Origin of the sequence: Clostridium sp. (assembly GCF_036660475.1) — a bacterium.
Classification (GTDB): Bacteria; Bacillota; Clostridia; order Clostridiales; family Clostridiaceae; genus Clostridium_J.
Window position 1 is genome coordinate 377995 of record NZ_JAVXAO010000001.1, and the last position, 24317, is coordinate 402311.

The 24317-nt window shown below is 30.7% G+C and carries 17 protein-coding genes and 1 riboswitch; all 17 genes read right to left on the minus strand.

Annotation, left to right across the window (positions count from 1 at the left end; all coding sequences use genetic code 11):
- Positions 1 to 322: 322 nt before the first annotated feature.
- Positions 323 to 1039: a pseudouridine synthase gene (locus RSA29_RS01620; protein ID WP_346941662.1), complete on the minus strand. Its 717-nt coding sequence runs from the start codon at positions 1037 to 1039 to the stop codon at positions 323 to 325.
- 414 nt (positions 1040 to 1453) lie between these two features.
- Positions 1454 to 2278, minus strand: a complete 825-nt coding sequence (locus RSA29_RS01625) for a lytic transglycosylase domain-containing protein (protein ID WP_346941661.1) — start codon at positions 2276 to 2278, stop codon at positions 1454 to 1456.
- A 356-nt stretch (positions 2279 to 2634) separates the two neighbouring features.
- Positions 2635 to 4644: a triple tyrosine motif-containing protein gene (locus RSA29_RS01630; protein WP_346941660.1), complete on the minus strand. Its 2010-nt coding sequence runs from the start codon at positions 4642 to 4644 to the stop codon at positions 2635 to 2637.
- Between the two features lie 207 nt (positions 4645 to 4851).
- Entirely contained in the window at positions 4852 to 5301 is a 450-nt protein-coding gene (locus RSA29_RS01635) for a YaiI/YqxD family protein (protein ID WP_346932492.1), read from the minus strand.
- Positions 5302 to 5303: 2 nt separating this feature from the next.
- Positions 5304 to 6659: a glucose-6-phosphate isomerase gene (locus RSA29_RS01640; RefSeq protein WP_346941659.1), complete on the minus strand. Its 1356-nt coding sequence runs from the start codon at positions 6657 to 6659 to the stop codon at positions 5304 to 5306.
- Between the two features lie 351 nt (positions 6660 to 7010).
- A complete protein-coding gene (gene guaA, locus RSA29_RS01645) occupies positions 7011 to 8540 on the minus strand; it encodes a glutamine-hydrolyzing GMP synthase (protein WP_346941658.1) in 1530 nt (509 codons plus the stop codon).
- 249 nt (positions 8541 to 8789) lie between these two features.
- The gene (guaB, locus tag RSA29_RS01650) at positions 8790 to 10244 is read right to left on the minus strand and encodes an IMP dehydrogenase (RefSeq protein WP_346941657.1); all 1455 of its coding nucleotides are present in this window, start codon (positions 10242 to 10244) and stop codon (positions 8790 to 8792) included.
- A gap of 322 nt (positions 10245 to 10566) precedes the next feature.
- A riboswitch (purine riboswitch) is annotated at positions 10567 to 10663 on the minus strand.
- A 237-nt stretch (positions 10664 to 10900) separates the two neighbouring features.
- Positions 10901 to 13729, minus strand: coding sequence for a vWA domain-containing protein (locus tag RSA29_RS01655; protein ID WP_346941656.1), 2829 nt, complete (start codon positions 13727 to 13729; stop codon positions 10901 to 10903).
- Positions 13730 to 13774: 45 nt separating this feature from the next.
- Positions 13775 to 14278 carry a prepilin-type N-terminal cleavage/methylation domain-containing protein gene (locus RSA29_RS01660; RefSeq protein WP_346941655.1) on the minus strand — a complete coding sequence of 168 codons (504 nt, stop codon included), beginning with the start codon at positions 14276 to 14278 and terminating at the stop codon, positions 13775 to 13777.
- An 18-nt stretch (positions 14279 to 14296) separates the two neighbouring features.
- Complete coding sequence (locus RSA29_RS01665) at positions 14297 to 16432, minus strand: hypothetical protein (RefSeq protein ID WP_346941654.1); 2136 nt, start codon at positions 16430 to 16432, stop codon at positions 14297 to 14299.
- Between the two features lie 32 nt (positions 16433 to 16464).
- Complete coding sequence (locus RSA29_RS01670; RefSeq protein ID WP_346941653.1) at positions 16465 to 17355, minus strand: prepilin-type N-terminal cleavage/methylation domain-containing protein; 891 nt, start codon at positions 17353 to 17355, stop codon at positions 16465 to 16467.
- Positions 17342 to 18592 carry a hypothetical protein gene (locus RSA29_RS01675; RefSeq protein WP_346941652.1) on the minus strand — a complete coding sequence of 417 codons (1251 nt, stop codon included), beginning with the start codon at positions 18590 to 18592 and terminating at the stop codon, positions 17342 to 17344. Before RSA29_RS01675 ends, RSA29_RS01670 begins: the two co-directional genes overlap by 14 nt.
- The gene (locus tag RSA29_RS01680; RefSeq protein ID WP_346941651.1) at positions 18579 to 19154 is read right to left on the minus strand and encodes a PilN domain-containing protein; all 576 of its coding nucleotides are present in this window, start codon (positions 19152 to 19154) and stop codon (positions 18579 to 18581) included. The genes RSA29_RS01675 and RSA29_RS01680 overlap by 14 nt, the downstream gene beginning before the upstream one ends.
- Before the next feature lie 8 nt (positions 19155 to 19162).
- Positions 19163 to 20452 carry a pilus assembly protein PilM gene (gene pilM / locus RSA29_RS01685; RefSeq protein WP_346941650.1) on the minus strand — a complete coding sequence of 430 codons (1290 nt, stop codon included), beginning with the start codon at positions 20450 to 20452 and terminating at the stop codon, positions 19163 to 19165.
- 395 nt (positions 20453 to 20847) lie between these two features.
- On the minus strand, positions 20848 to 21318 hold the full coding sequence (locus RSA29_RS01690; RefSeq protein ID WP_346941649.1) for a prepilin-type N-terminal cleavage/methylation domain-containing protein: 471 nt from the start codon (positions 21316 to 21318) through the stop codon (positions 20848 to 20850).
- 74 nt (positions 21319 to 21392) lie between these two features.
- A complete protein-coding gene (locus tag RSA29_RS01695; RefSeq protein WP_346941648.1) occupies positions 21393 to 22598 on the minus strand; it encodes a type II secretion system F family protein in 1206 nt (401 codons plus the stop codon).
- Between the two features lie 17 nt (positions 22599 to 22615).
- Positions 22616 to 24304 (minus strand): ATPase, T2SS/T4P/T4SS family, encoded by a 1689-nt coding sequence (locus RSA29_RS01700; protein WP_346941647.1) that lies wholly within the window; start codon positions 24302 to 24304, stop codon positions 22616 to 22618.
- Between the last annotated feature and the right edge of the window lie 13 nt (positions 24305 to 24317).

Below are 24317 nucleotides of genomic sequence, written 5' to 3' on the forward strand. Positions count from 1 at the left end.
AAAAAGAAAAAACTACCGAAATAATCAATAGTTTTTTCTTCGCAATAATATTTAATTAAATTCGACATAAAATAACTGTATAACCTTTGGGGAAGGTTATACGAATAAATAAAAGGGGTTATTTATTCTATTTACACCTTTATTATACATATTGTTTTCTTATTTTTCAAGTGAACTAATAATTAATTTTATAAACGAAATGTTAATACATATAATTTTTCCGAATTTTTCTTTGATTATACCACTAAAATTCGACTACATACTGTTTAATATTAAAATTTTCATAAATATGCTCACTGTTATATTTTTCTCAAACTATTTGCTATAAATTTTGCAATATTTCTATCTCTTCTGCAGTTAACTCTCTATATGAACCCTCTTCCAAGGTTTCATCAAGTTCCATAGGTCCAAATTTAACACGCTTCAAATACACAACGGATTTATCCAAAGCTTCAAACATCCTTTTTACCTGATGGAATTTTCCTTCTTGTATTGTAACAAATACTTCTGATCCATCTTCGGTTGAACTTATTATTTCTAACTCTCCAGGCATACACTTATATCCATCATCTATAACTATTCCCTTTTTAAAGCTTTCTACGTCACTTTTATCTACAGGCTTATTTATTTCTGCATAATAAACCTTATTTACATGATTTTTAGGTGATATTAGTTTATGATTTAAAGCTCCATCATTTGTAAGTAATTGAAATCCAACAGTATCTTTATCTAACCTTCCCACTGGAAATGGTTCAAACACTTGATATTCTGGATCAAGTAAATCAATTACAGTTTCATCATGGTTGTCAAATGTTGCACTAACAACTCCTGCTGGCTTATTCAAAAGCAAATAAATAAATTCTCTGTAATTAACCCTTTCTCCATTCACCATAATTACATCACTAGTTGGGTCAACCTTAACAGCACTGTCCTTAACAACTTGATCATTTACAACAACTGCACCTTTTCTGCAACTAGTCTTAACCTCTTTACGACTACCATATCCCATATTTCCTAATATTTTATCTAAACGTTCCATAATATCTCCTCACATTTCTTATATTTTATTTATATATTAAATATTTATTTAAGTCTCCTATAGTTAAAATTACTTATGTTATTAGTTGCCTTAGGCATCTGTAAATAAATAACAAGTCAAAGATGCGAAAAATATTTTGGGTTAGACAATGACATAGATTCCACCTATAGCATAGCTATCTAATTATTCTGTTGACGCAGTGTAACACAAAATAGTCTAACGTACTGACTTATTTATTTTTTGAAGATGCCTTATATAAATAATGCCCCTTTTTTCACAATATAACTCAAGAATACTAATCTTCTCATAGTCCTATACTTGCAAAAATCTAGATAACTAAATGAACTCCTATTAATTCTAAACTATTTACAAAATAAAATAAACCCTTCATACCATGAAAGGTTTATATATTTATTATAATAAGTTATTTATTTTTATTAAATAATTCTTAGTTTCAATTGGCAATTTATAAAAATCACTAGAACTTTTTATTCCTCTAGATGCCATATTACCTGGCCCAAAATTATATGCTACTAATGCCATATCTAAATTATAATTATAATTTTTTAGATAATCGTTTATATGTCTAGTTCCTGCATCAATATTTTCTTCAATACTAAATGGATCATTTACACCATAATGAGATACATTTTGTGGCATAAGTTGCATAAGCCCCATAGCTCCTGCTGGTGAAACTGCGTTAGGATTATAATTTGATTCAGTCTTTATTATAGCATTTATCAGTTCTTTACTTACACCATATTTTTCTGACGCACTTCCTATAGCATTTTCAATTCTTTTAGCGTTCGGAATATTAGGATTAACACCACCCGTATTATTACCTAAAGGCCTAGTTATAATATTACTCAATTCCTCAAGCCCATTATTCTTACTATTTTTATCTATAGCCATTTGGGTTTGAGCATTTTTCTCACCCATAGCTTTTAGGAGCGATGACATAATCATACTAAATCCATTTACACTTGAGGATTCCCCGTTTTTATCTCCGCCATTCATTCCACCAGACATTAGCCCCATAGACATAAGCCCCGTAAGAAACCCTTCTGGTTCTGTAGCCGAATTTAAACTGTCATTAACGATACCAACACCTTGAACATATTTATTCTGAGTAATTTTATTTTCATTACTATCCTTAGATGTATTATCCACACCGTTCTTAATTACATTATTAACATATGCATTCACTCCATTATATACACCGCTTACGTCATAACTCATTACTTTATCCTCCTTTGTAGCTTACTTTTAGTATAGCCTTTAATCTTTTAACTTCTTACTATTTATATTCTAATTAAATTAATACATTTCCTTCTTTAGAAAGCCTTAAAGATTTTAATCTTCATTCTAATTTTAAGATTAAGTCTTAATTTTCAAATTGGAATTTTTAACGACTAAATCTTAAATTCTCAATCTTAAATTCTTAATTTTAAATTTTAAATTTTAAATTAAGAATTTTCAACTCTAATATATCTATCGACTATTTATCCGAAAAACTTAAGGGATTGTATCAATTTTGATACAATCCCTTTTAACTTTTAACTTTTAACTTTGAATTTTAATCTTTAATTTAAGCCTCATTCCTTACATTGAATCTCCATGATAGAATAATCCTCATAGGAACTCTTTGCATAGTTGCTTTTGCATAAAGCTAATATTTTATAGAAACCTTTATGGAATGGCATAAAGGTATAATAATTTTTCTTACTATATTTTTGTATTAGCTTCCATTCTCCATTTTCCATTAAATAAAATTCATATAAATTATCTTTCCCGCCATCACAATGCACATGAAAATTCACATCTTCATTACATTTCACAACTTCTTTATCAAGGGTTATATTACAATTTGTAACAGGTGCTCCCTGTAACACTTCAATACTAAGTTCTTTTCTACAATCATATTCTTTACTACTAGAAATATTTTTACAATATACCTTAATTTTATAATCCCCTGAACATTTTGGTATAAGTTTAAACTTTTTTTCACTGCTGAACTCGGTAGTTTCTACTTCTCTATTATTAATTTCCACCTTATATCTAACTAATGTATCCCTTGTATTTTCTGTGATAACCTCAATAACAATCTCATCACCAAGTATATACATCTCTTTTTGTTCTGTCAGTACATAATCTATTTTAGCTGGTATGAATTCTTTACAATCAATATATATAACTGAGTGAACATCATAATCTCTTTTAGATTTTGGATGTTTAACTTTAACCTCTACCTCATATTTCCCCACCTCTAAAGGGATAAAGTTAATGTTCGACTTCTCATTATATTCAATGAACTCTACCTGTTCCTCATCCCTCTTTATCATAAACTCATATAATAAATTACTTCCTCCAGCGGCCTCAATCTTTATGTTTAAAGGTTTATTTATTAATGCCTGCTTATCATTATCAAGAATAATATCTTTAATAAAAATATCATGAGTACAATCCTCATTTATAACAAAATCCATAGTTGATTTTTCTTCATACTCACCTTTATAGCTACTATCCTTAATCAATACTTCTACTGTATAGACTCCACTTTTTTCCGGTATCCATTTATAACTATTTTTCATAGAATACTGTGAACTTTCATTGTAATTACCGTCAATTATAAATTTATAAAGTATATTTTCTCCACCTGAACATATAGCCTTAACCTCTATCGGTGTTTTTTCCACCTGTGGAGAACTCAAATCAGACGTAACACTTAACACCTTTATAGGCTTGTATTTTACTACATTATAATGAATTATAGCTCTATCATCATATTTCTCATGTGAATACATATCCCTTACCATGCACAATAACTTATACTCACCGGGAACAGATTCTATGAAATTCACTAATCTTTTGCTAGAAAAATCCTGGATAAGTTTCACATTTCCATACTCATCAATTTTAATAAACTTATATAGTACAACTCTACTTTCATCAAATTGAGCATTAATTTCAAATATTAATTCATTGCCTACAATTAAATCCTCACTCAAACATTTTATATCTTTTATGTTGACATCCTCCATAGGCATAACTTTAAATCCAATATTTCCAAAATCATCGAACTGATTCTCTGATTTTTCATCTTTACATTCCACCAATATCTCCATATCCCCTTCATGGTCTGGTGTAAAACTTAATACATTGTCTTCTGAATAATCCTTTATAAGATCCCATTTACACTCTTTTTTAATCCAATATTTGCACATAATTGGAAGTCTACTTGTTACAACATTAATTTCTATCTTCTCTCCAAGTCGTATCTCATCACTACTTACTGTAATATTTTTTATTAACTTTTCACCAACTGCCCCTATAATAAAATCCATTCTCGAAGTAAAATTATGAGATTTTTTACTGTCTTCCGTTTTTGATAACACCATAACTATATACTTGCCATCTTCCATGGGTGTCCAATATGTAAAACTATCTTCTTGAAAATCTTTTATAGTTTCCCAACATCCCCCGTCGCATTTTACTATAAACTTGTATAGTAAGTCATCTGACATCTTATTTTCTATATATAATTTAATTTTTGTACCCTTTTGCTGTGGACTTGCTAAACTTGTCCCTATAATCATTTCATTCATTTGTATTCCCCCTAGAATATAATCTTCCGATAAACATATTCCTTTAATGACCCATTTTTTCATTATATTTGCATAATTATATTATATACCTTTCCATATTATGTAACAACATATATTAATATCTATTCTTCATACTAATTAGACAAAATCTATGAAAAAAAACACTTGTGTATTATATTTCTACAAGTGTTTTTTGGTTTATTCTATTTATGCTTTTATCTCTAAGGTTCTTTCTGCTAGCTTAATAAGATTTTCTCTAAGGCTTACATTATCATCTTCACTTCGTTTCTTGTGCTTTCCTGTCTTGCCGCCTCCACGCCTTACCTTCGCACTAATATGGCGTTCAAATAACAATTTATCAATGTTATTGTCAGAGAATATATATCCATTTGGACTTATTGCATATGACTTCTTGCCAAGAACCATTGCAGCAACGCCATAATCTTGAGTTACAACAATATCTCCATTTTTGGCCTCATTCGCAACTCTCATATCAACCGCTTGAAATCCACTATCCATTACAATAACCTCACCATATTCTGAAGTTATTACATGGTGTATATCACAAAATATCTTAAGCGGAATATTATACTGTTTTGCTACTGCTTCTATTATGTCTCTTCCTGCACATCCATCACCATCTACTATAATCGCCATATCTACTTACCCAACTTCGAAAGAAGATTCTTTTGAAGTTCCTCATATCCAGGCTTTCCAAGTAGTGCAAACATGTTATTCTTATAGGCTTCTACACCTTCTTGATCAAAAGGATTTATCTCAAGTAAATATCCACCTATTGCACAAGCTTTCTCAAAGAAGTATATAAGTTCCCCTATTACTTCTGGAGTTAATTCTTTAATGTTTATAACTATATTTGGAACTCCACCTTCTGTATGTGCCAGTGCTGTTCCTTCCATGGCCATTTTATTAACAAAATCTATAGTTTTTCCACTTAGGAAATTAAGTCCATCTACATCCTCTTCATCTTCTTTTATAGTTAATTCTATTGGCACCGTCTCCACATTAACTACAGTTTCAAATATATTTCTTTTTCCATCTTGAATATATTGTCCCATGGAATGTAAATCTGTAGAAAAGTTTACCGCTGCTGGGAATATTCCCTTTCCATTCTTACCATGACTTTCTCCGAATAACTGTTTAAACCACTCCCCAAAATACTGGAGACAGGGTTCATAGTTAACAAGTATCTCCGTAGTTTTCCCCATATCATATAACAAGTGTCTTACTGCTGCATATTTATAGGATATATTTTCATTTATATCATCATTTTCATAAGCTACTCTTCCATTCTGTGCACCCTTTAATAATCCATCAATATCTATTCCAGCAACTGCAATTGGAAATAATCCAACAGGTGTTAAAACAGAAAATCTACCACCTACATCGTCTGGAATAACAAATGTTTCATATCCTTCTGCATCTGCAAGGTTTTTAAGTGCTCCCCTAGCCTTGTCTGTAGTTATAAATATTCTATTTTTAGCCTCTTCTTTTCCATATTTATTTTCAATTAACTCTTTAAATATTCTAAATGCTATTCCTGGTTCTGTAGTAGTGCCTGACTTAGATATAACATTAATAGCAAAATCCTTACCGTCTATAAGCCTTAAAAGTTGTGATAAATATGTAGAACTTATATTGTTTCCAGCAAAATAAACTGCTGGGTAATTTCTGTCTTCGTCAGACATATTATTAAAAAATGGCCCTTTTAAAGACTCTATAACGGCTCTTGCCCCAAGATATGATCCACCAATTCCTATAACAATTAACACCTTAGAATTTTCTTGTATCTTTCTAGCAGCTTCCTTAACATTTTGGAACTCTTCTTTATTAAAATTAATAGGTAAGTCTAACCACCCTAAAAATTCATTTCCTAGACCACTTCTATCATGTAAAATTTTATGTGCTGCTGATACTCTAGGTTTAAGATTATTAATTTCATTATCACTTACAAATCCCTCAAGATTTCTAAGATTTAAATTTATAGCTTTTGTCATATATCATCACTCTCCAATGTTATAAATTAGTAATCCCTTAATTATAAAAAACTATGTATAGTATAAACATTAATATAAACTATATCCATACTATCAAAACACTGTAGTATTCCTTTACTAAAAGTATACATTATTAAACTTATTTTTTCAATTATTACCAATGACTAGTTTACCTTAGCCAAATCATAGATTTGGAGGTAAAGTTATAGCCCTAGGTATTTATTACCTAGGGCTAAGTTTGGGTGTGATTTATTTAAACATGTATAAAATTATAGATGTTAAATACTATTTAATTGTTTAACCATTGATCTGTTAAATTTCAATATCTAAAACCTGAGTTTTAAGTGAAATTTATTCCCACTCAATAGTTGAAGGTGGTTTCGAAGTTATGTCATAAACAATTCTATTTACTCCGTTAACTTCATTAACTATTCTTCTAGATACTTTATCTAGTACATCATAAGGTATTCTTGCCCAATCTGATGTCATTCCGTCAGAAGATGTAACTCCTCTTAAAGCTACAGTGTGACTATAAGTTCTTTCATCACCCATAACTCCTACTGATTTTATATTAGGTAAGCAAGCGAAGTATTGCCAAATTTCACTTTCAAGGCCAGCTATAGCAACCTCTTCTCTAAATATAGCATCTGCTTCTCGTACTATGTGTAGCTTCTCATCTGTAATATCGCCTAGTACTCTTATTGCAAGTCCTGGCCCTGGGAATGGCTGTCTCCATACTAAATCATGGGCAATTCCAATTTCCTCACCTACAGCTCTTACTTCATCTTTAAACAGTTCTCTTAATGGTTCTATAAGTTCAAATTCGATATCCTCTGGAAGACCTCCTACATTATGATGACTCTTTATTGTAGCAGAAGAATTTGTTCCACTTTCTACAACGTCAGCATATATAGTTCCTTGAACTAGGAAATCCATTTTGCCAAGTTTATTTGACTCTTCTTCAAATACTCTAATGAATTCTTCTCCAATGATTTTTCTCTTTGTTTCTGGATCTGAAACACCTTTAAGTTTTCCAAGGAATCTTTCTTGAGCATTTACTCTTATAAGGTTCATATCAAAACCTTCTCTGAATATCTTCTCAACTTGGTCTCCCTCATCTTTTCTAAGTAAACCATGATCTACAAATACACAAGTTAAGTTTTTACCAATTGCTTTATGAACAAGTACGGCAGCTACCGATGAATCAACTCCACCTGATAGAGCACAAAGTACTTTTTTATCTCCAACTAATTTCTTAATCTCTGCAATCTTTTCCTCTGCAAAAGCAGACATTGACCAATCACCCTTAACTTCGCATACATTGTATAAGAAGTTTTTTAACATTGCTGCTCCAAATAGAGTATGTTGAACCTCTGGGTGGAATTGAACTCCATAAAGTTTTCTTTCCACATTAGCCATCGCAGCTATTGGACATTGATTTGAGTATCCTATAATCTCAAACCCTTGTGGTGCGCTTTCTATAAAGTCAGTATGACTCATCCAGCATTGTTTTTCAGTTAATCCATTAAATAATGGATTATCTAAAGTTAACTCAACATCAGTCTTACCATATTCTCTTATAGTAGCAGTTTTAACAACACCACCTAAAACATGAGACATAAGTTGTGCACCATAACATATTCCAAGGATAGGAATGTTTAATTCGAATAACTCTTTATCTACTCTTGGAGCGCCTTCCCCGTATACACTATTGGGTCCACCAGTAAATATTATACCCTTTGGATCCATTTCTTTTATCTTCTCTACACTAGTGCTATATGAAATTATCTCACAATATACTCCATTTTCTCTTACTCTTCTTGCTATTAATTGATTGTATTGACCACCAAAGTCAACAACTAATACTAATTCTCTCTTCATATATAAGTTCTCCTTAAGTGACATCCCAAATACAATTTGGCTTATGGAACTTGCCTATTTCCAACTAATGGAATGAGCCATATGTTCAATGCCTAGATTTATATTTTAATTTTTCATTCAATATATATATTCTTATTAAATTGACACATTGCATTTTATAAAAATCCATTAGAGATTTTATCCTCATTTTGAATCCTAAATTGTGCATTTCAAATTATAATTTACATATCTATTTTAGTTTAACGTAATTTATTGATTAACGCTATAGTTTGGAGCTTCTTTAGTTATTACTATATCATGTGGATGACTTTCTCTGAATCCTGCTGAAGTTTGAATTACAAAATTTGCAGTTTCATATAAGTCAGTTAAAGTTGCTGCTCCTAGATATCCCATTCCAGAACGTATACCACCAATTAATTGATATATAGTATCTACAACTGTACCTCTAAATGCAATTCTTCCTTCAACGCCTTCTGGTACTAGCTTTTTGTTATCTTCTTGGAAATATCTATCCTTACTTCCATTGGCCATAGCACCTAAAGATCCCATACCTCTATATACTTTATAGCTTCTACCCTGATACATTTCAATTTCACCTGGCGCTTCTTCACATCCAGCAAACATTGATCCCATCATACAAACCTTAGCTCCAGCCGCTAGTGCTTTTACTACGTCTCCAGAATACTTTAATCCACCATCTGCTATAACTGGTACTCCTGATTTTTCTGCCTCTTCAACACAGTCCATTACCGCTGTAAGTTGAGGAACTCCAACCCCTGCAACTACTCTTGTAGTACAGATAGATCCAGGTCCTATCCCAACTTTAATACAATCTGCTCCAGCTTCTATTAATGCTCTTGTTCCCCCCGCTGTTGCAACGTTACCTGCAATAACTTGAAGTTCTGGATACTTAGTCTTAACATCTCTTACTGCATCTATAACACCCTTAGAATGTCCATGTGCTGTATCTATAGTTATAACATCAACATGGGCTTCAACTAGAGCATCTACTCTTATCATCATATCTTTTGTAACCCCAACTGCTGCTCCACAAAGTAATCTCCCTGTAGAATCCTTTGCTGCATTTGGGAATTTAATAGCTTTTTCTATATCTTTTATAGTAATTAATCCTTTTAGATTAAACTCATCATCTACTAAAGGTAATTTTTCTATTTTATGCTTTGCAAGTATTGCTTTAGCTTCTTCTATACTTGTTCCCTCTGGTGCAGTTATTAAATTTTTACTTGTCATAACTTCACTAATTTTTTTAGAATAATCAGTTTCAAATACTATATCTCTATTTGTAATTATTCCAACTAATTTGCCATCTTCAGTTACAGGCACTCCTGATATTCTATACCTTGACATTATTTCTAAAGCATCTTTTATAAGATTATCTTTTCCCGTTGAAAAAGGATTTACAATTACTCCATTTTCTTGTCTTTTAACTCTATCAACTTCACTGGCTTGAGCTTCTATTGACATATTTTTATGTATAATTCCAATTCCACCTTCTCTAGCCATGGCAATTGCCATTTTAGATTCCGTTACTGTATCCATTCCAGCACTCATTAGTGGTAAGTTTAACTCAATCTTCTTAGTTAAATTAGTTTTGAAAGTAACATCTTTTGGTAACACCTCTGATTTATTTGGAACTAAAAGTACGTCATCAAAAGTATAAGCTTGCTTTAAAATTGTAGCCATAATTAAAAATCCTCTCCTTCTTCTATTTCTATTTCTATTTCTATCAAAATTATTAATCTTCTGATTATATTATTTTCTTTTTATCTCAATATAGTCTACCCATAAATATTTTATTTTCTCATTACTTAGTTGTCGCTACATAATCATTATTTAAAAACAATAAAGACATGCTATTTTACTGACGCCTTATCATGAGCTTAAACATTTCAACTTCTTGAAATCCTTATATTACTCTTGATGAAGGAATAAGTTCCAACTACTAAATCACTGATTTAGAGTGTTACTTATAAGTAAAATTAGCATGTCCATTTGTTTATAACAAAAAAACATCTATTTTACTCATAGTCAGAAATTTTGGTTTCTGGTAGATACTCCTTGCCATATTCAAGGTATATATGAGTTAATTTATTTATTTTTATTGGCTTTTATTTATTTTTATTAAACTTATTTTAGTTAAAATAAGCCTTTTTGTCAAGGATAATTTCAATGTAAAACTTTACTTAATTAATAATAGTGCCTTTTGTTATATTAATCTATATTTTAGTAATTGCTAAAATCATTATTGGTACTAGTATTATTTTACAAATATTAAGATTCCCACAATTCATTTAGTCATTGTAGGAATCTACCTTAACTTAATTAACTCTTATATTTTTTTAGAATAGATCTGGTAGGGCTTCCTCCCCACTCTTTATACCTATACCTTTAGATGCCTTATCAACATAAATGATATTTTCAAACCTTTTATAGCTAGTGGACTCCTTAGGTAAAACCGTATTATATAGTATTACTAAGGTTTCATTTTTCCCAACATTATCTAATAATTGATCTATATATTTATGGTCATCTTCCTTTGACTTAATCATATCTTTAAAGTAGATTAATTTCCCCTGAGTATCTAATTTATAGATTTTAGGATTACCCTCTACAGTAATATTTTTATCCACTTGAAGCTGAATATTAGCTTTATTATTATAAGCTTTAAATCGGCCTGCAAAGGTTACATTCGCTCCTTTTGCTAATGTTTTCTCATTACTATATATATCATATTCATTTTTATTAGCATCATATCCGCCATAAATTCCATGTTCTATATTATCTTGGACTATTATAGTCGGCGTTATTATACCTTTGTTTAATGGCTTTCCTACCAAGTTATTATACACAATCTCATTCTTAGGTTTAAATCTATGTTCACCATATTCAAGTGGTTTAATTACAAAGGATACCTCAAATGAATTTGGTTTACCTACACTATCCTCATATATATAAGTACCATCTTTGTATACATACTTAATTTCTGGTACATTTAATACATAATTACTTGCCATATTATTTATAGAACCTAATCCAGAAACCACTTTCAATTCCTCACCTATATTGAAATATAATTTAACGTCCTTGAATACATATTTACTAATTAATGATCCATTCTTCAACCTATCCTTTAATCTAGTCATTATTCCTTCATGTGTTTCATTACCATTATTTCCGTAATTATAAATATAATTTTCACACACTTTATCTAAATCATTGTGTAAATATCCATGCACATTTTTTATATTTGTATCGTTTTCTTTTTTATCCTTACTAACATAAGTAGTGAATATATTATATTCATTATCCTTTACACTTTTAAGCTTATTTGTATAATCTGATTTAAGAACATCTCCAAATGTAACCATTACAATACTTTTAGTTGTTTTAGTACTTAACCTAAGTATTTCATCTGCCTTAATGATGGCATCTTCAATATTCCCATCACTATCACCAGTTGCCGTTAAGTTATTAATTTTTGCCTTAACAACTTTACTATCACCATTTAATTCTTGTATATCATTAACTATTCCCTTACCATCAAAAGGTATAATTGCAACTCTTACATTGTTTTGCTTCGTCATATAATCATCAACTATTATTTTATTAAAAGATTCTCTGATTTTGTCCCATTCATTCCCATTTCCTTTGCTGTCAGTGGTTGTATCCATAATAAAAATAATATCCTCACCGTTTTTACCATTATTAATAGCATTATAATTAAATGGCTGTGGATTTATTTCATATGTCACTGGTAATTCTTCACTAATTGAAGCTATTTTCACTTCATCCCCCATTAGTTTAGCTTCTATATTTGGTAAATCATTACCTAATATTGTTATAGGAACCATATTAACATTATCTACAATTATTATTTCATCTTGCCATGGGAATTTTGCTTGTGCATTTTCAAAAATATTATAATCACCTGAATTTTTACCCTTAATTATAAACTCAAATTCCACTGATTTTGCTTCATATCTTACCTTACCATTATTCTGTGTTCCTTTTGCTTTTTCATATGTAATGTTCGGAAGGCTAATATTATTTCCACCAATAGCTAAGTTAAAGTCTGTAGTAAAATTCAAATCCATACTTACATTTGTAATAGGATAACTATCTAGTATCTTATCTGCAATCTGCTGAAATACTTTATCAATAGCTCCATCACTAGTTGGAAAGAAATTTTCCTTATCATCGCTCATAGAGTTATGAATCTGATTCATCCTATCATTACCATCGCTATTCATTCCATAACCTATAGTAAATCCATTATATCCTTGATCTTTAATTATAGCTCCGATTGCCTTTGCATACCCTAGATCCTTAAAGTCATATGTGTCTGAATTCCCACCGCCACTATCATAACTTCTTCCACCAGATTCTTCCTTAACATCCATATAATAATTATCATTTTCCTTTTCTCTTGTATAAAAAGTTGGAATACCATCTGACATTAACACCACAGTCTTATTAGCATTTTTATCTTGCTCATTACTATTCGAGAGTAAATATGTTGCTCTTCTAAGACCTTCCCCCGTATTAGTTCCTCCATTTGCATCTAAATTATTTATTATATTACTTAATCCTTCTACATTACTAGAAGGTATTAATGATGTCCCATCTACTTTTCTAATCTGAGCTGTAGATTCATAAGTTACGATACCAATTTTCAAGTTCGGAACACCCTTCATTTTGTCCACAAAACTATTAGCGGCTTTTTTTAGTTCAGCTATTTTAGTTGAACTTGAACTTTCGTGATTCCCACTTAGTTTATGATCTTCACAATAATCATTTACCCAATTATGCCACCATCCTCTATGAGCAGGATCTTTACTATCATGAGCAGTGCAATATATTACCCTTGGCTCATCACACCTACCAACATTTGCACTTTCTTTCATACTCCCTGACACATCCAGTACTAACACAATCTCCTTGCTTGGCACTTGTGTTTCAAAAGGCTTAGGAGTTATAACACCACTTACTCTAATATCCTCTCCAACTTTTGCGGGATTTGGACTTAATGGATTTATTTTTACATCAAAAGAAGGTTTTGTTGGTACATCAGCCTCTGCACTTATAGTTGATTGTATAATTAATGTAGCACCTATACAAACCACAAGTGCTATAGATAATAACACTTTATAATTAGATTTAAAATTCACAATATCTACCCCCTTATTTTATTGGTAGCTTTTATATTTTCCCTTCTACTTTAAATGGATGTTTCTAAGCAAAAAACTTTCTTCTACTGAATAACTTATATCCTTTTTCTCTAACATCAGATTTACATATATATTTTTACTCTCATTAACTGAAACCTTTATTGTGTTCAAGTTAGAACATATGATTTTACTTAAAATAACTGACCCACCTTTAGCTTTTACCTCTAAAGTTATTTCAGGCTTATTTATATTAAATACTGCACCATCTTCAATTTTTGCTCCACTTTCATCTATTAAAGAAAATGTTATTTTACCTGGACTAGTTTCATTATCTACCTTCACGCTAGTAGCATCCATGGCATATTTTGAAATTGTGTCCATTGCAACTTTTGCCTCATATTGCAAATCTGCTTTTATTGATACCTCATCTAATTTTTTGTTATTTATGAAGAAGAATGAGAAAATAAATGTACTAACTATTGATAAAAGTCCTAGGGCTATAACTAATTCTATTAGCGTAACGCCTTTTTTCTTCTTACCTAACTCCATAGTTTATAACCCCCTAATTTATTTTTCTAATGTCCATTTTTCCTTATTAATTATATCCTTAGCTGTAATTACACGTTCCGTAACAAGGTTCTCACCCTTAGTAAAAATTAAATCTAATATTCCTTTGTTTTTATTAATATCGTCCTCTGATAATCCTCTAGTTAACCCTATACTTCCACTTTGATTTGCAATATTTATATCTTTTAGAGAAACAACGATGCCATTGCAAGTTTTTGAACTATTAAAATTCACTATACCTTTAGTGACAATAACATAATTAACATTACTATCATATGAAATTTCACCATTAGTGATAAGCGTTTTATCCTTCTCTAAAATACTTATTTTATTACTACTAACATCTATTATTCGGTCTGCATTATTATTTAAGATAACCTTTATATCTTTTATATCTATAATATTACCTTTCTCAGCGATTAACCTATCTACACCACTCCAATTTATCTCACTTGCAACAGTATTTTTAGGTTTTCCTGACAAGAAGTCTTCATTTAAATTCTCTGTTTTATAATCATCACTATTCATGTAGTAAACTGATTTTACAAATTCACCTTTAAACTTATTTATAGCCTCAGTCTGAGTTTCCACTGTAGCCTTCGGTAACTTTATTGGATTTGCTAAATCCTGTGAATTTGAAATATATGCTCCAGCTGTATAAGTCTCTAGTGGAAGTGATATTCCGCCTGTTCTTAATTCTAAATTTTCACTATATGCTTTAAAGTATTCTGCCTTTTCCTGTAGTGTTAACCCCTTACCCGCTTGATTCTTTGTAACCAACATTAATGGATCCAAATACTCATATTGATACTTAATCACACTTCCATCTTTATCCACCATTGGCTGACTATATGCCTTATAATTTCCTTTCAATGCTACTGATTCTCCTGTTTGGTAAGGTTCTGCCTTTGTCTTAATGTACGCTGTCCCCATAATATATGCACTATTATTTACTTTCAATTCTGCTTTATTCTGTGGCCAACTCATTGAATTTATTATAATCGAGCTAGATTCTCTAACTTCCTTACCATTATTTATGTCTGATTTCAGTGTAATATCATTAAATCCATACAAATTATCAACATTCACCTTGGCATCATTAGAGCTTATAACTAAGTCATTTGCTAAATATACATTAGTTTTTTTAGTTTTATCAGTATAATTACCTTTTACCTCAATTCTACTTGAAGAGTCGGAATTTATTAAATTTCCTAAAAATATATTCTCGGCAAAAACATTAGTATCTATTTCCTTTCCTCTATCATCTATGTCTTGAAACGTTATAACAGATTTATCAGCACTAATATTATCAACACTAATATTAGAAGCTGTATTAACTTGTCCTACAAAATTAACATCAGTATTAGTTATTTCTATTCCACCCTTATATTTATCTGTTGTAGGATTTGCCGCCATATTATTACTTCTTGTGCCCTGTACCCATATGTCTCCGTTAATCGTCATCTCTGTCTTAACCCCATCATTATTTCTAATGATAAGATTTTCGTCTGTGGCTATAGAATAATTTATAATTGGTGAAACTTTACCATCAACCTTGTCTACAGTTCTAAAATCCTCTGGTACTATAAGAGTATATGCAACACTTACCACTCTTTCTTTCCCATTAGAATCTGTATATCTTGAAGTAAGCTTAGCAATCTTATCCACTACGTCATCATTTAAAATTTCTTCGCCTTTATTTTTCAACTTACATGTAACTATAGCTTCACTTTCCCCAGCTCTGTATATACCTGATATTTTATTTCTGGTTTCCCCTCCTAAATTAGCTACAATATATTCCGTATATTTATTTTTGAAAATACTGTTTTGCCTTTCTATTGTAACTACCTTATCTTCTGGCTTATCTGATATTAATTTTGAAGCCTCAAGAATTGCTTTTTCAACTTCTTCAATTCCTTTTTTAATTCCATCATCAATTATCTTACTCATTTGCACATAAGCTTTATCAATTCCAGACTCTGCAGAATATAAATTTTTAACTCTATTATTTTCTTCTATCCTTAGCTTATAGTTGGCATATGTTGTCCCTAGCATAGCTACCCCTAAAGTTGATAATATACCAAATATAGCTATTACAAGAATCATAGATGAACCTTTAGTTTTTCTTTTTTTCATCTTCTCCCCCCTATTATCTAATGTAGATTGAATTACTTAATGAAGTCAAAGTTCATAGTCTCAATAATTTGGTTATTTTTTTTAGCTGTAAGTTCTGCTGAATAAATACTTCCATTTTTAACTTCACTAGCCTTAACTATTCCTGTTATTAATTCTATGTTCCCTTTGAATTCTGATAGTACAACATCATTTCTTTCAGATGCTCCACCCTTTTTATGCAGATATATCTTCAACTTATTTTTTCCATTGCTATTTATATTTACTTTAAGTTTATTTGTAGTATCATCTAAACAAATTAGCAATGCATCATTAACTGGATTTGCAATATCAATCCTATTCTGAATTTCACCATACACAATATTTATTGCTCCTGTGGCACTGATATCAATTGAAATAGATTCTCCTTTAGCCTGTAAATCTCCAAAGTCCCTCTCTATTGCACTATTTATTTCACTACTTCCATTTGATATAGACATGTATCCATTATTAAAATAAATAGCTCTATCTATTTTCCCCTTGTTAATATCATTACTAATAACTACAGAACTCTCTTTTATCGTTCCATTTATAGAAAATCCATGAGAATTTTCATTACTACTAGCAACTATATAACTAGATTTATGCTCCCCCGATACATCTGTTATATCCACATCTTTTTCTACTCTTACACCATTAACTAAATCTGTACTTTCCCCTATAGCACTAGGTAATTTACTTTCTGATTTTATACTCTCTACAGTATCTTGAAGGATAACTTTAGCCTGCTGTTTATTTTCTCCCATCTTATTCATTTTTACTGTGCTTAAAATCATATTAGCCATTGGTATAATAAGTATAGAAATTAGTGCAAAGCTGATTATTATTTCAAGCAATGTAAATCCTTTTTTTCGTGTTCTTTGTTTACTGATATTACTTGTTGACATACTCTACCTTACCTTCTGATATCACCTTTACTCTAGGATTTAATTTATCATCCTCTATTATTGTCACTGCAACTTTTTTATTGGTTTTGTTAACAACTTTTACATTGGCAGCAACCTTATCATTAATGTCAATTCTCGTAGATGAGTATATACCTATTTCTATGTTCCCTTCTGTTTCTTTAATCTCTGTCCCAATCTTAGTATAATCAGATGGATATGTTGATTTTGGAGTTTTGTACTTAAAATAATACTTCCCGCTATCCTCTATTACCTCAATCTCCACATCCACTTTTTCATTTTCATCACTATATATATAAGTTTCCTTATTTGAATCCTCTGATTTACCTATAGTAATACTTGGTAAGTCAGAACTAGCACTCTTTAATGACATAAGTAAAGCATACCCATCCTTCTTGCTTATTTTTGAAGTTGATAATGCTCCACTTCCCTCTAAAAATGGATTTTCCTTTCCATATTTTTCAGTAGTTGGCCATTTTAAATACTCACTGTCCTCATCACTAACTTTAGGAATTGAATAAAATTCTAAGTCTAAAGAACCTGATACCTCCTCTGTTCCTGATGATGTAATTGTTATATTAGGCATTGCAATAAGTCTTCCATATTTAGATACTAACTCTACAAATTTCATAACATTGCTATAGCTTCCTGTAAATGAAACTGAAACCTTCATTTGCTCAACTAACAGCTCTTTTGTTGCAGCTGGTGACTTCTCATCTCTTACTGCTGTTTGTTCCTTACCTAATTCCTTAGTACCTTCAAGTTTTTCTTCTATCTCCTCTTTAGTATCAGCCTTGTCTTTATCTTCAACTATTTCTTCTAGAGATGGTTGAATTTTTTCTATTCCATCCCCCTCAGGAAAATATGCTTCGATAGGTGCTATAGTTACCTCTGAGAATGTTAAATTGCCTTTTATTCCCGCCTCTTTCAATAATTTATTTATCTCAACTATGATTTTTTCTTGATAAATTTCAGGATATAATTTCATTGATTTTGAACTTATATTTTCATTGATTTTTATTATATCACCCTTATTTTTTGAAAGTGTATTTACTTTTAACAACATGTTTTCATACTCTGTATTAAGTGCCTGCTCATCTGATTTAAGAGCCTCCAACTTAGTATATTGACCTTCATATACTAATTTATAATAACCTGTACATACAATAACAATAAATAATATAGCTAATAAAACCTTTTCTCTCTTACTCACCTTCATTATAGTATGCCTCCTCAAGTTTACACGTTATTGTAAAACTAAATACTTCTTTAGTGTCATCACTTAAATCTGACATTATTCCACCAATATGAGACTCTTTTATAAATTCAACTTCATTAATATTATGCTGAAACTCTGCAATAGCCTCTCGCTTCGTTGATGATGCACTTATTTCTACTACTCCACCCGTGAAGTTCATAGATTTAAAGTAGACTTCTTTAGGGATGGTGTAACTAATTTCATGTATAAATTTAGGATTTAACTTATTTCTATCACTTACTGAAGCAAAAATTTCATTTAATATATCATTATATTTAGATAAGCTCTGTTTCTCTTTAGCAACTACTAAGCTCTCTTCATACTTACTGTTAAAGACCTCTTCATTCACTTTCATATTAAGGTCAGCTATAGATTTATTTGCTCTATATATACCATAGCTATTTATCCCTAAACTCCCTACTATAGCTATACTTGCTATTGATCCTACAATAGCAACAACCTTTTTAACCTCTGCATCATTTTCCTTTGCCGTCTCTACATGAAAAAAATTTAAATCATTCATATTTTCACCTACAATCTTATTAATGCGCCAAGGGCATTAATATATTCTTCAACAGTTCTGGTGTTTGCACTATTACTAAACTCTATATTATCTATAGTTCTAATTTTTATAGCATCAATTTCTGTTCTAAATGCTATATGCTCGTCTATACCCTTTAACTTTGAAGTACCACCATACAAATATATATGTTTAATTTTTTTACCATTGCTTTTATTTGTATAAAACTGTATTATCCTATTTAAATCAGCTAACCAATCATCTATGATATCAGCAACTCCGTTATTCAGCTCATTTTCGGTCCTATTTATCCCCACATCAACCTTCGTAGCCTTTATCTTCTCTGCATCCTCAATGGATACATGTTCGCATGAAACTATATAATTAGTTATTTCACTTCCACCCACAGGCATAATTCTAATAAATTCAAGATCTTCCCCATTAACTATAGATATATCTATAGTTCTATTCCCCATATCAAGATACATAGCACACTCATTTTTATCTATTAAATCCGAATTATACACCGTAGCCATATTCTTAATTTTTTTTATAGAATTATTGGTTATATCTAAAGAGTACGGGTTCATGAGTAAACTATGTGTCAAATTTCTATAGTTATCAATTATATTTTTAGGATATATTATAGCAAACAATTTTTGTTTTCTGAGATTATCAACTATAATTTCTTCTAAACTCATAAATTGAATTACATAATTATTCAAATTTATGGCTAAAAATCTCTCTATTTCATAATGAACCAAATTACTTAATTCATTATAATTTTCCACATAAGGCACTATTAACTCCCTACTTATGATTGTTGATGAAGAAGATACTATCGCTACATTTTTAGTCTTTATATTAGATTTACTCATAACATCCTTGATTCTAATCGAAATAGAATCTTCATTGTAAATATTTCCATCATCTATAATATCCTTAGGAGACTTTACTTTCTCCATATTATAAACCCTTATCTTACCATTCTTAACTTGTCCCTCAACAATTTTAATCTCACTAGACCCAATATCAATAGCCATAAGTCTAACACTCTTAGGTTTTATAACCCTCACCCTAGTATTAACCCCACCACCACTGAAAATTTTCTTGAAACTCAAATCCTTAAGCTTTAATTCCTGATTCCAAATAGATTCCTTCTTCTCCGAAACCTTAAGCCCCTTACCATAGCCTTCTCTATTTAATAACTCACCATCAGTTTCTAATTCTATATTTAAATCAATCTCTTTAATATTTAACTCCTGTTGTTCCTTAACCTTATCCTTACTGAATAATCCCAAAATCAACACTCCTCCCAATGTATAACTAATATTTGTCTATACTACTTATCTATATTATGTATCTATATTATCACTACAAATTTATACAAACTTTATTACCTTTGTACAAATTATGTGAATTGCTTTCTAATTTACGATTATTTTCTAGGAAATAATTTCTTTTTAGTGTTTTATTTTATGATTTGTTATTATGTTTATTTATTAATGTGTTTTCTAATTAGGTTATTGCATCTTTATATTTTTTATTTTAGCTATATATTTTCATTTTATTTAAAGTTTTAATCCAGAATTTAAATTCTCAACTTTAATTTTCTTTGAATTTATTTAAATATAAGTGTAAAGTTTTTTAGGCTTTACACTTATGTTTTGTTAAATTTAAATTAAAAACTATAATGCTAAGGAGCCACAGTTGAAACTACAATCTCGCCATTAGTATTTATAACTATTGAATATTGGCTAGGTGTTTTATTCCCAGTAACCGGAGTTTTTACGTCATTTTCTGTAGTTACAGTATATTTAGTTGCCTGCGGTAATTTAACCTCTTTAAGTGCCTCATCAATTGATTTAACCTCAATACTATCTAATCCAGTTGCGTCAGCTGGATTTGCACTTGTTGTACTTCCCCCTGTTGTATACGTAACTGTTGTTTGTGCCGTTACTTTTATGGTTTCATCAGATACTAACATTAACACTGTCCTCTTAACCGTTTCACAACTTTGCTTATCAGCTTTAGCCTTAGAATTTTCTCTTACCGCTGCAAAGTTTGGTATAGCTATTAATGCTATAATTGCCATTACTGCTAAAACTATTATAAGTTCTATTAGTGTAAACCCTTTTTTCTTTTTATTGTTTCCCTTTTTAATCATTATTAAATGACCCCCTTATTAATTTTGTATATATTTCTAACGGGTTACCCCGAAGTAGACCTTTAAATTTAACCTCACATCACGTTAAACATTTCAAACATCGGAGTCAAAATTGATATTATTAAAAACCCAACTATTACTCCCATTATTACTAACATTATTGGCTCTAGTATTGTAGTAAATGCTTCTATGGCTCTTTCTAGTTCTTCGTCGTAGAAGTCTGCTGTTTTGTTTAAGATATTATCTAGGGCTCCTGATTCTTCTCCTATTTTTATCATGGAAGTTAGCATAACTGGGAATAGATCTGATTTTCTTATAGCATCAGATAATGGTTGTCCCACTAACATGTCCTCTCGCACAATTTTTAATTTTGTATCCGCATAATTATTTTCAAGAATTGCTGATACCACTTCTATAGAGTTTGCTAATGAAAGTCCTGCCCCTATTACTGTAGCTAATCCCCTTGAGAATCTTGATACTACTATTTTTTCATTCAAATCTTTAAATGGTGAGTTTTTTAATTTAAATTTACTATACATATATATCCCGCTATCTACTTTGCTTATATAGTATTTAAATCCTACAATAATTCCCACTGCAACAATGCCTATTAATACTCCATACCTTCTTATTCCATCACCCATGCCAAGTACAATTTGTGTCATCATAGGAAGCTCTGAGCCAGCTGATTCAAACATATCCATAAACATAGGCATAATATATGTAAGTATAAACACAACTACCGTCAGTGTTACTACCCCTAATATGGCTGGATATATTAAGGCATTTTTAACCTTACCATTCATCTTAGTTTGTTTCTCATAGTAAACTGCCATTCTATTCATAATTTCATCCAATGTACCACTTTGTTCTCCAACCTCTATCATGCTAATTAACAATTGTGGAAAATCGGCTTTGTATCTTCCCATGGCTAATGATAACTCTTCGCCTTTTCTTATATCTTCATCTACTTTTCCTAAAACAACCTTGAGTTTTTTATTTGGTATTTGCTCAGATAAAAGACTTATGGAATTTGTTATAGATACACCTGCTTCTAACATAGTTGCAAGCTGTCTACAAAATATTGATATATCTTTAGTGTTAACTTTACTACCTTTTCCAAATATAATTTCTCTGCTTCCTATAACCTCCTCTATTAGAAGAGGCGAATACCCATTAGATAACATAATATTTAGCACTTCATCTCTAGTTTTGCCTTCATGAATGCCCTCTATTGTTTCACCCCTAGAGTTTATAGCTTTATATTTATATTTTGCCATAAAACTATGCTCCTTCCCTAAATACCATCCATAAAGATTATCTTCATCATCTCATGAATTGTTGTTTGACCATTAAGAACTTGTTCTCTGCAGCTATCCTCTATAGTTTTCATACCATTTCTAATAGCAATATCTTTAATTTCATCTGTGCTATTAGATTTTACAATGCTATCCTTTATATCTCGATCAATATTCATAATTTCATAAATACCTAATCTTCCACTATATCCACTATGGTTACAACTAGCACAACCTTTAGCTTTATACAGTACGATTTTTTCAGCATTGTTAATCTTCAAGATTTTTTTTTCAGCTTCATCAGCTATATATTCTTCCTTACAGCTTGGACATATCTTTTTTACTAGTCTCTGAGCTATTACACCTTTTATAGATGTAGCTACAAGAAATGGCTCTATTCCCATATCTATTAATCTTATGACTGAAGATGGGGCATCATTAGTATGAAGTGTACTTAATACTAGATGACCTGTGATCGCAGCTCTTATTCCAATTTCTGCGGTTTCACTATCTCTCATCTCTCCAATCATAACTACATCAGGGTCTTGTCTTAATATAGATCTTAATCCTGCTGCAAAGGTTAGTCCTACCTTTGCATTTACATTAACTTGATTTATGCCTTCCATAGAATACTCTACTGGATCTTCAACCGTTACTATATTCTTATGTATATCATTGAGTTCACTTAAAACCGTGTATAAAGTTGTAGATTTTCCACTTCCTGTAGGTCCTGTTACAAGAATTATGCCATGGGGTGACGATATTATATTCTCTATTTTTTTCATATCCTCTTCAGACATTCCAAGATTAGTTTTCCCTATTTTGTAGTTACTTCTATCCAATATCCTTATAACAACCTTTTCACCACTTATAAGTGGTATTATAGATACACGCATATCAACATTTCTATTACCAATCTTCGCAACAATTCTTCCATCCTGTGGAATCCTTCTTTCCGCAATATTAAGATTAGCAAGTATTTTTATTCTAGTTACTATTCCAGGCAATACCTCAATATTTAATGATGATATCTCCTGCAATTCTCCATCTATTCTATACCTCACTCTTATATATTTTTCATAAGGCTCTATATGTATATCTGATGCTCTTTGTTCTATCGCATTTTTTATCAAAGAATCCACCAGCTTTACCATTGGTGCATTTTTAACATCATCCATTTTTTCAATATCTTCAGTTTTATTAATTAAAATTCCCCTAGCCCTAGTAATTTCCTCTACAGCACTCTCTACATCTCTACCTGAGTAAAATCGCTCTGTTACATTTTTAATATCAGCCTTCGTTGCAATATATGGCACAACTCTTAGCCCCGTTGTTATTGCTACATCATCCATGGCAAATATATTTAAAGGATCCGAAATAGCCACCTTTATTATTCCATCCGCCATATGAAATGGAAATAAATCATATTTTTGGCACAACCCCTGATTAACTAATCTTACAGCATTTACATCTATATCTATACTACTTAAAATAACTTTTTCTATGCCCAACTGTTCTCTAAGAACCTCTATTATAACTTCCTCCGAAACTATACCTTCTTCAATTAAAAGTTCTCCAATTTTCTTTCTCTTTTCCTTTTGTAGTACTAATATTTCCGATAACTGCGATCTAGTGATTTTCCCTGCCTTTACTAGCAAATCTCCTAATCTAACTGTATTTCTTGCCATTTTCTCACCTCTC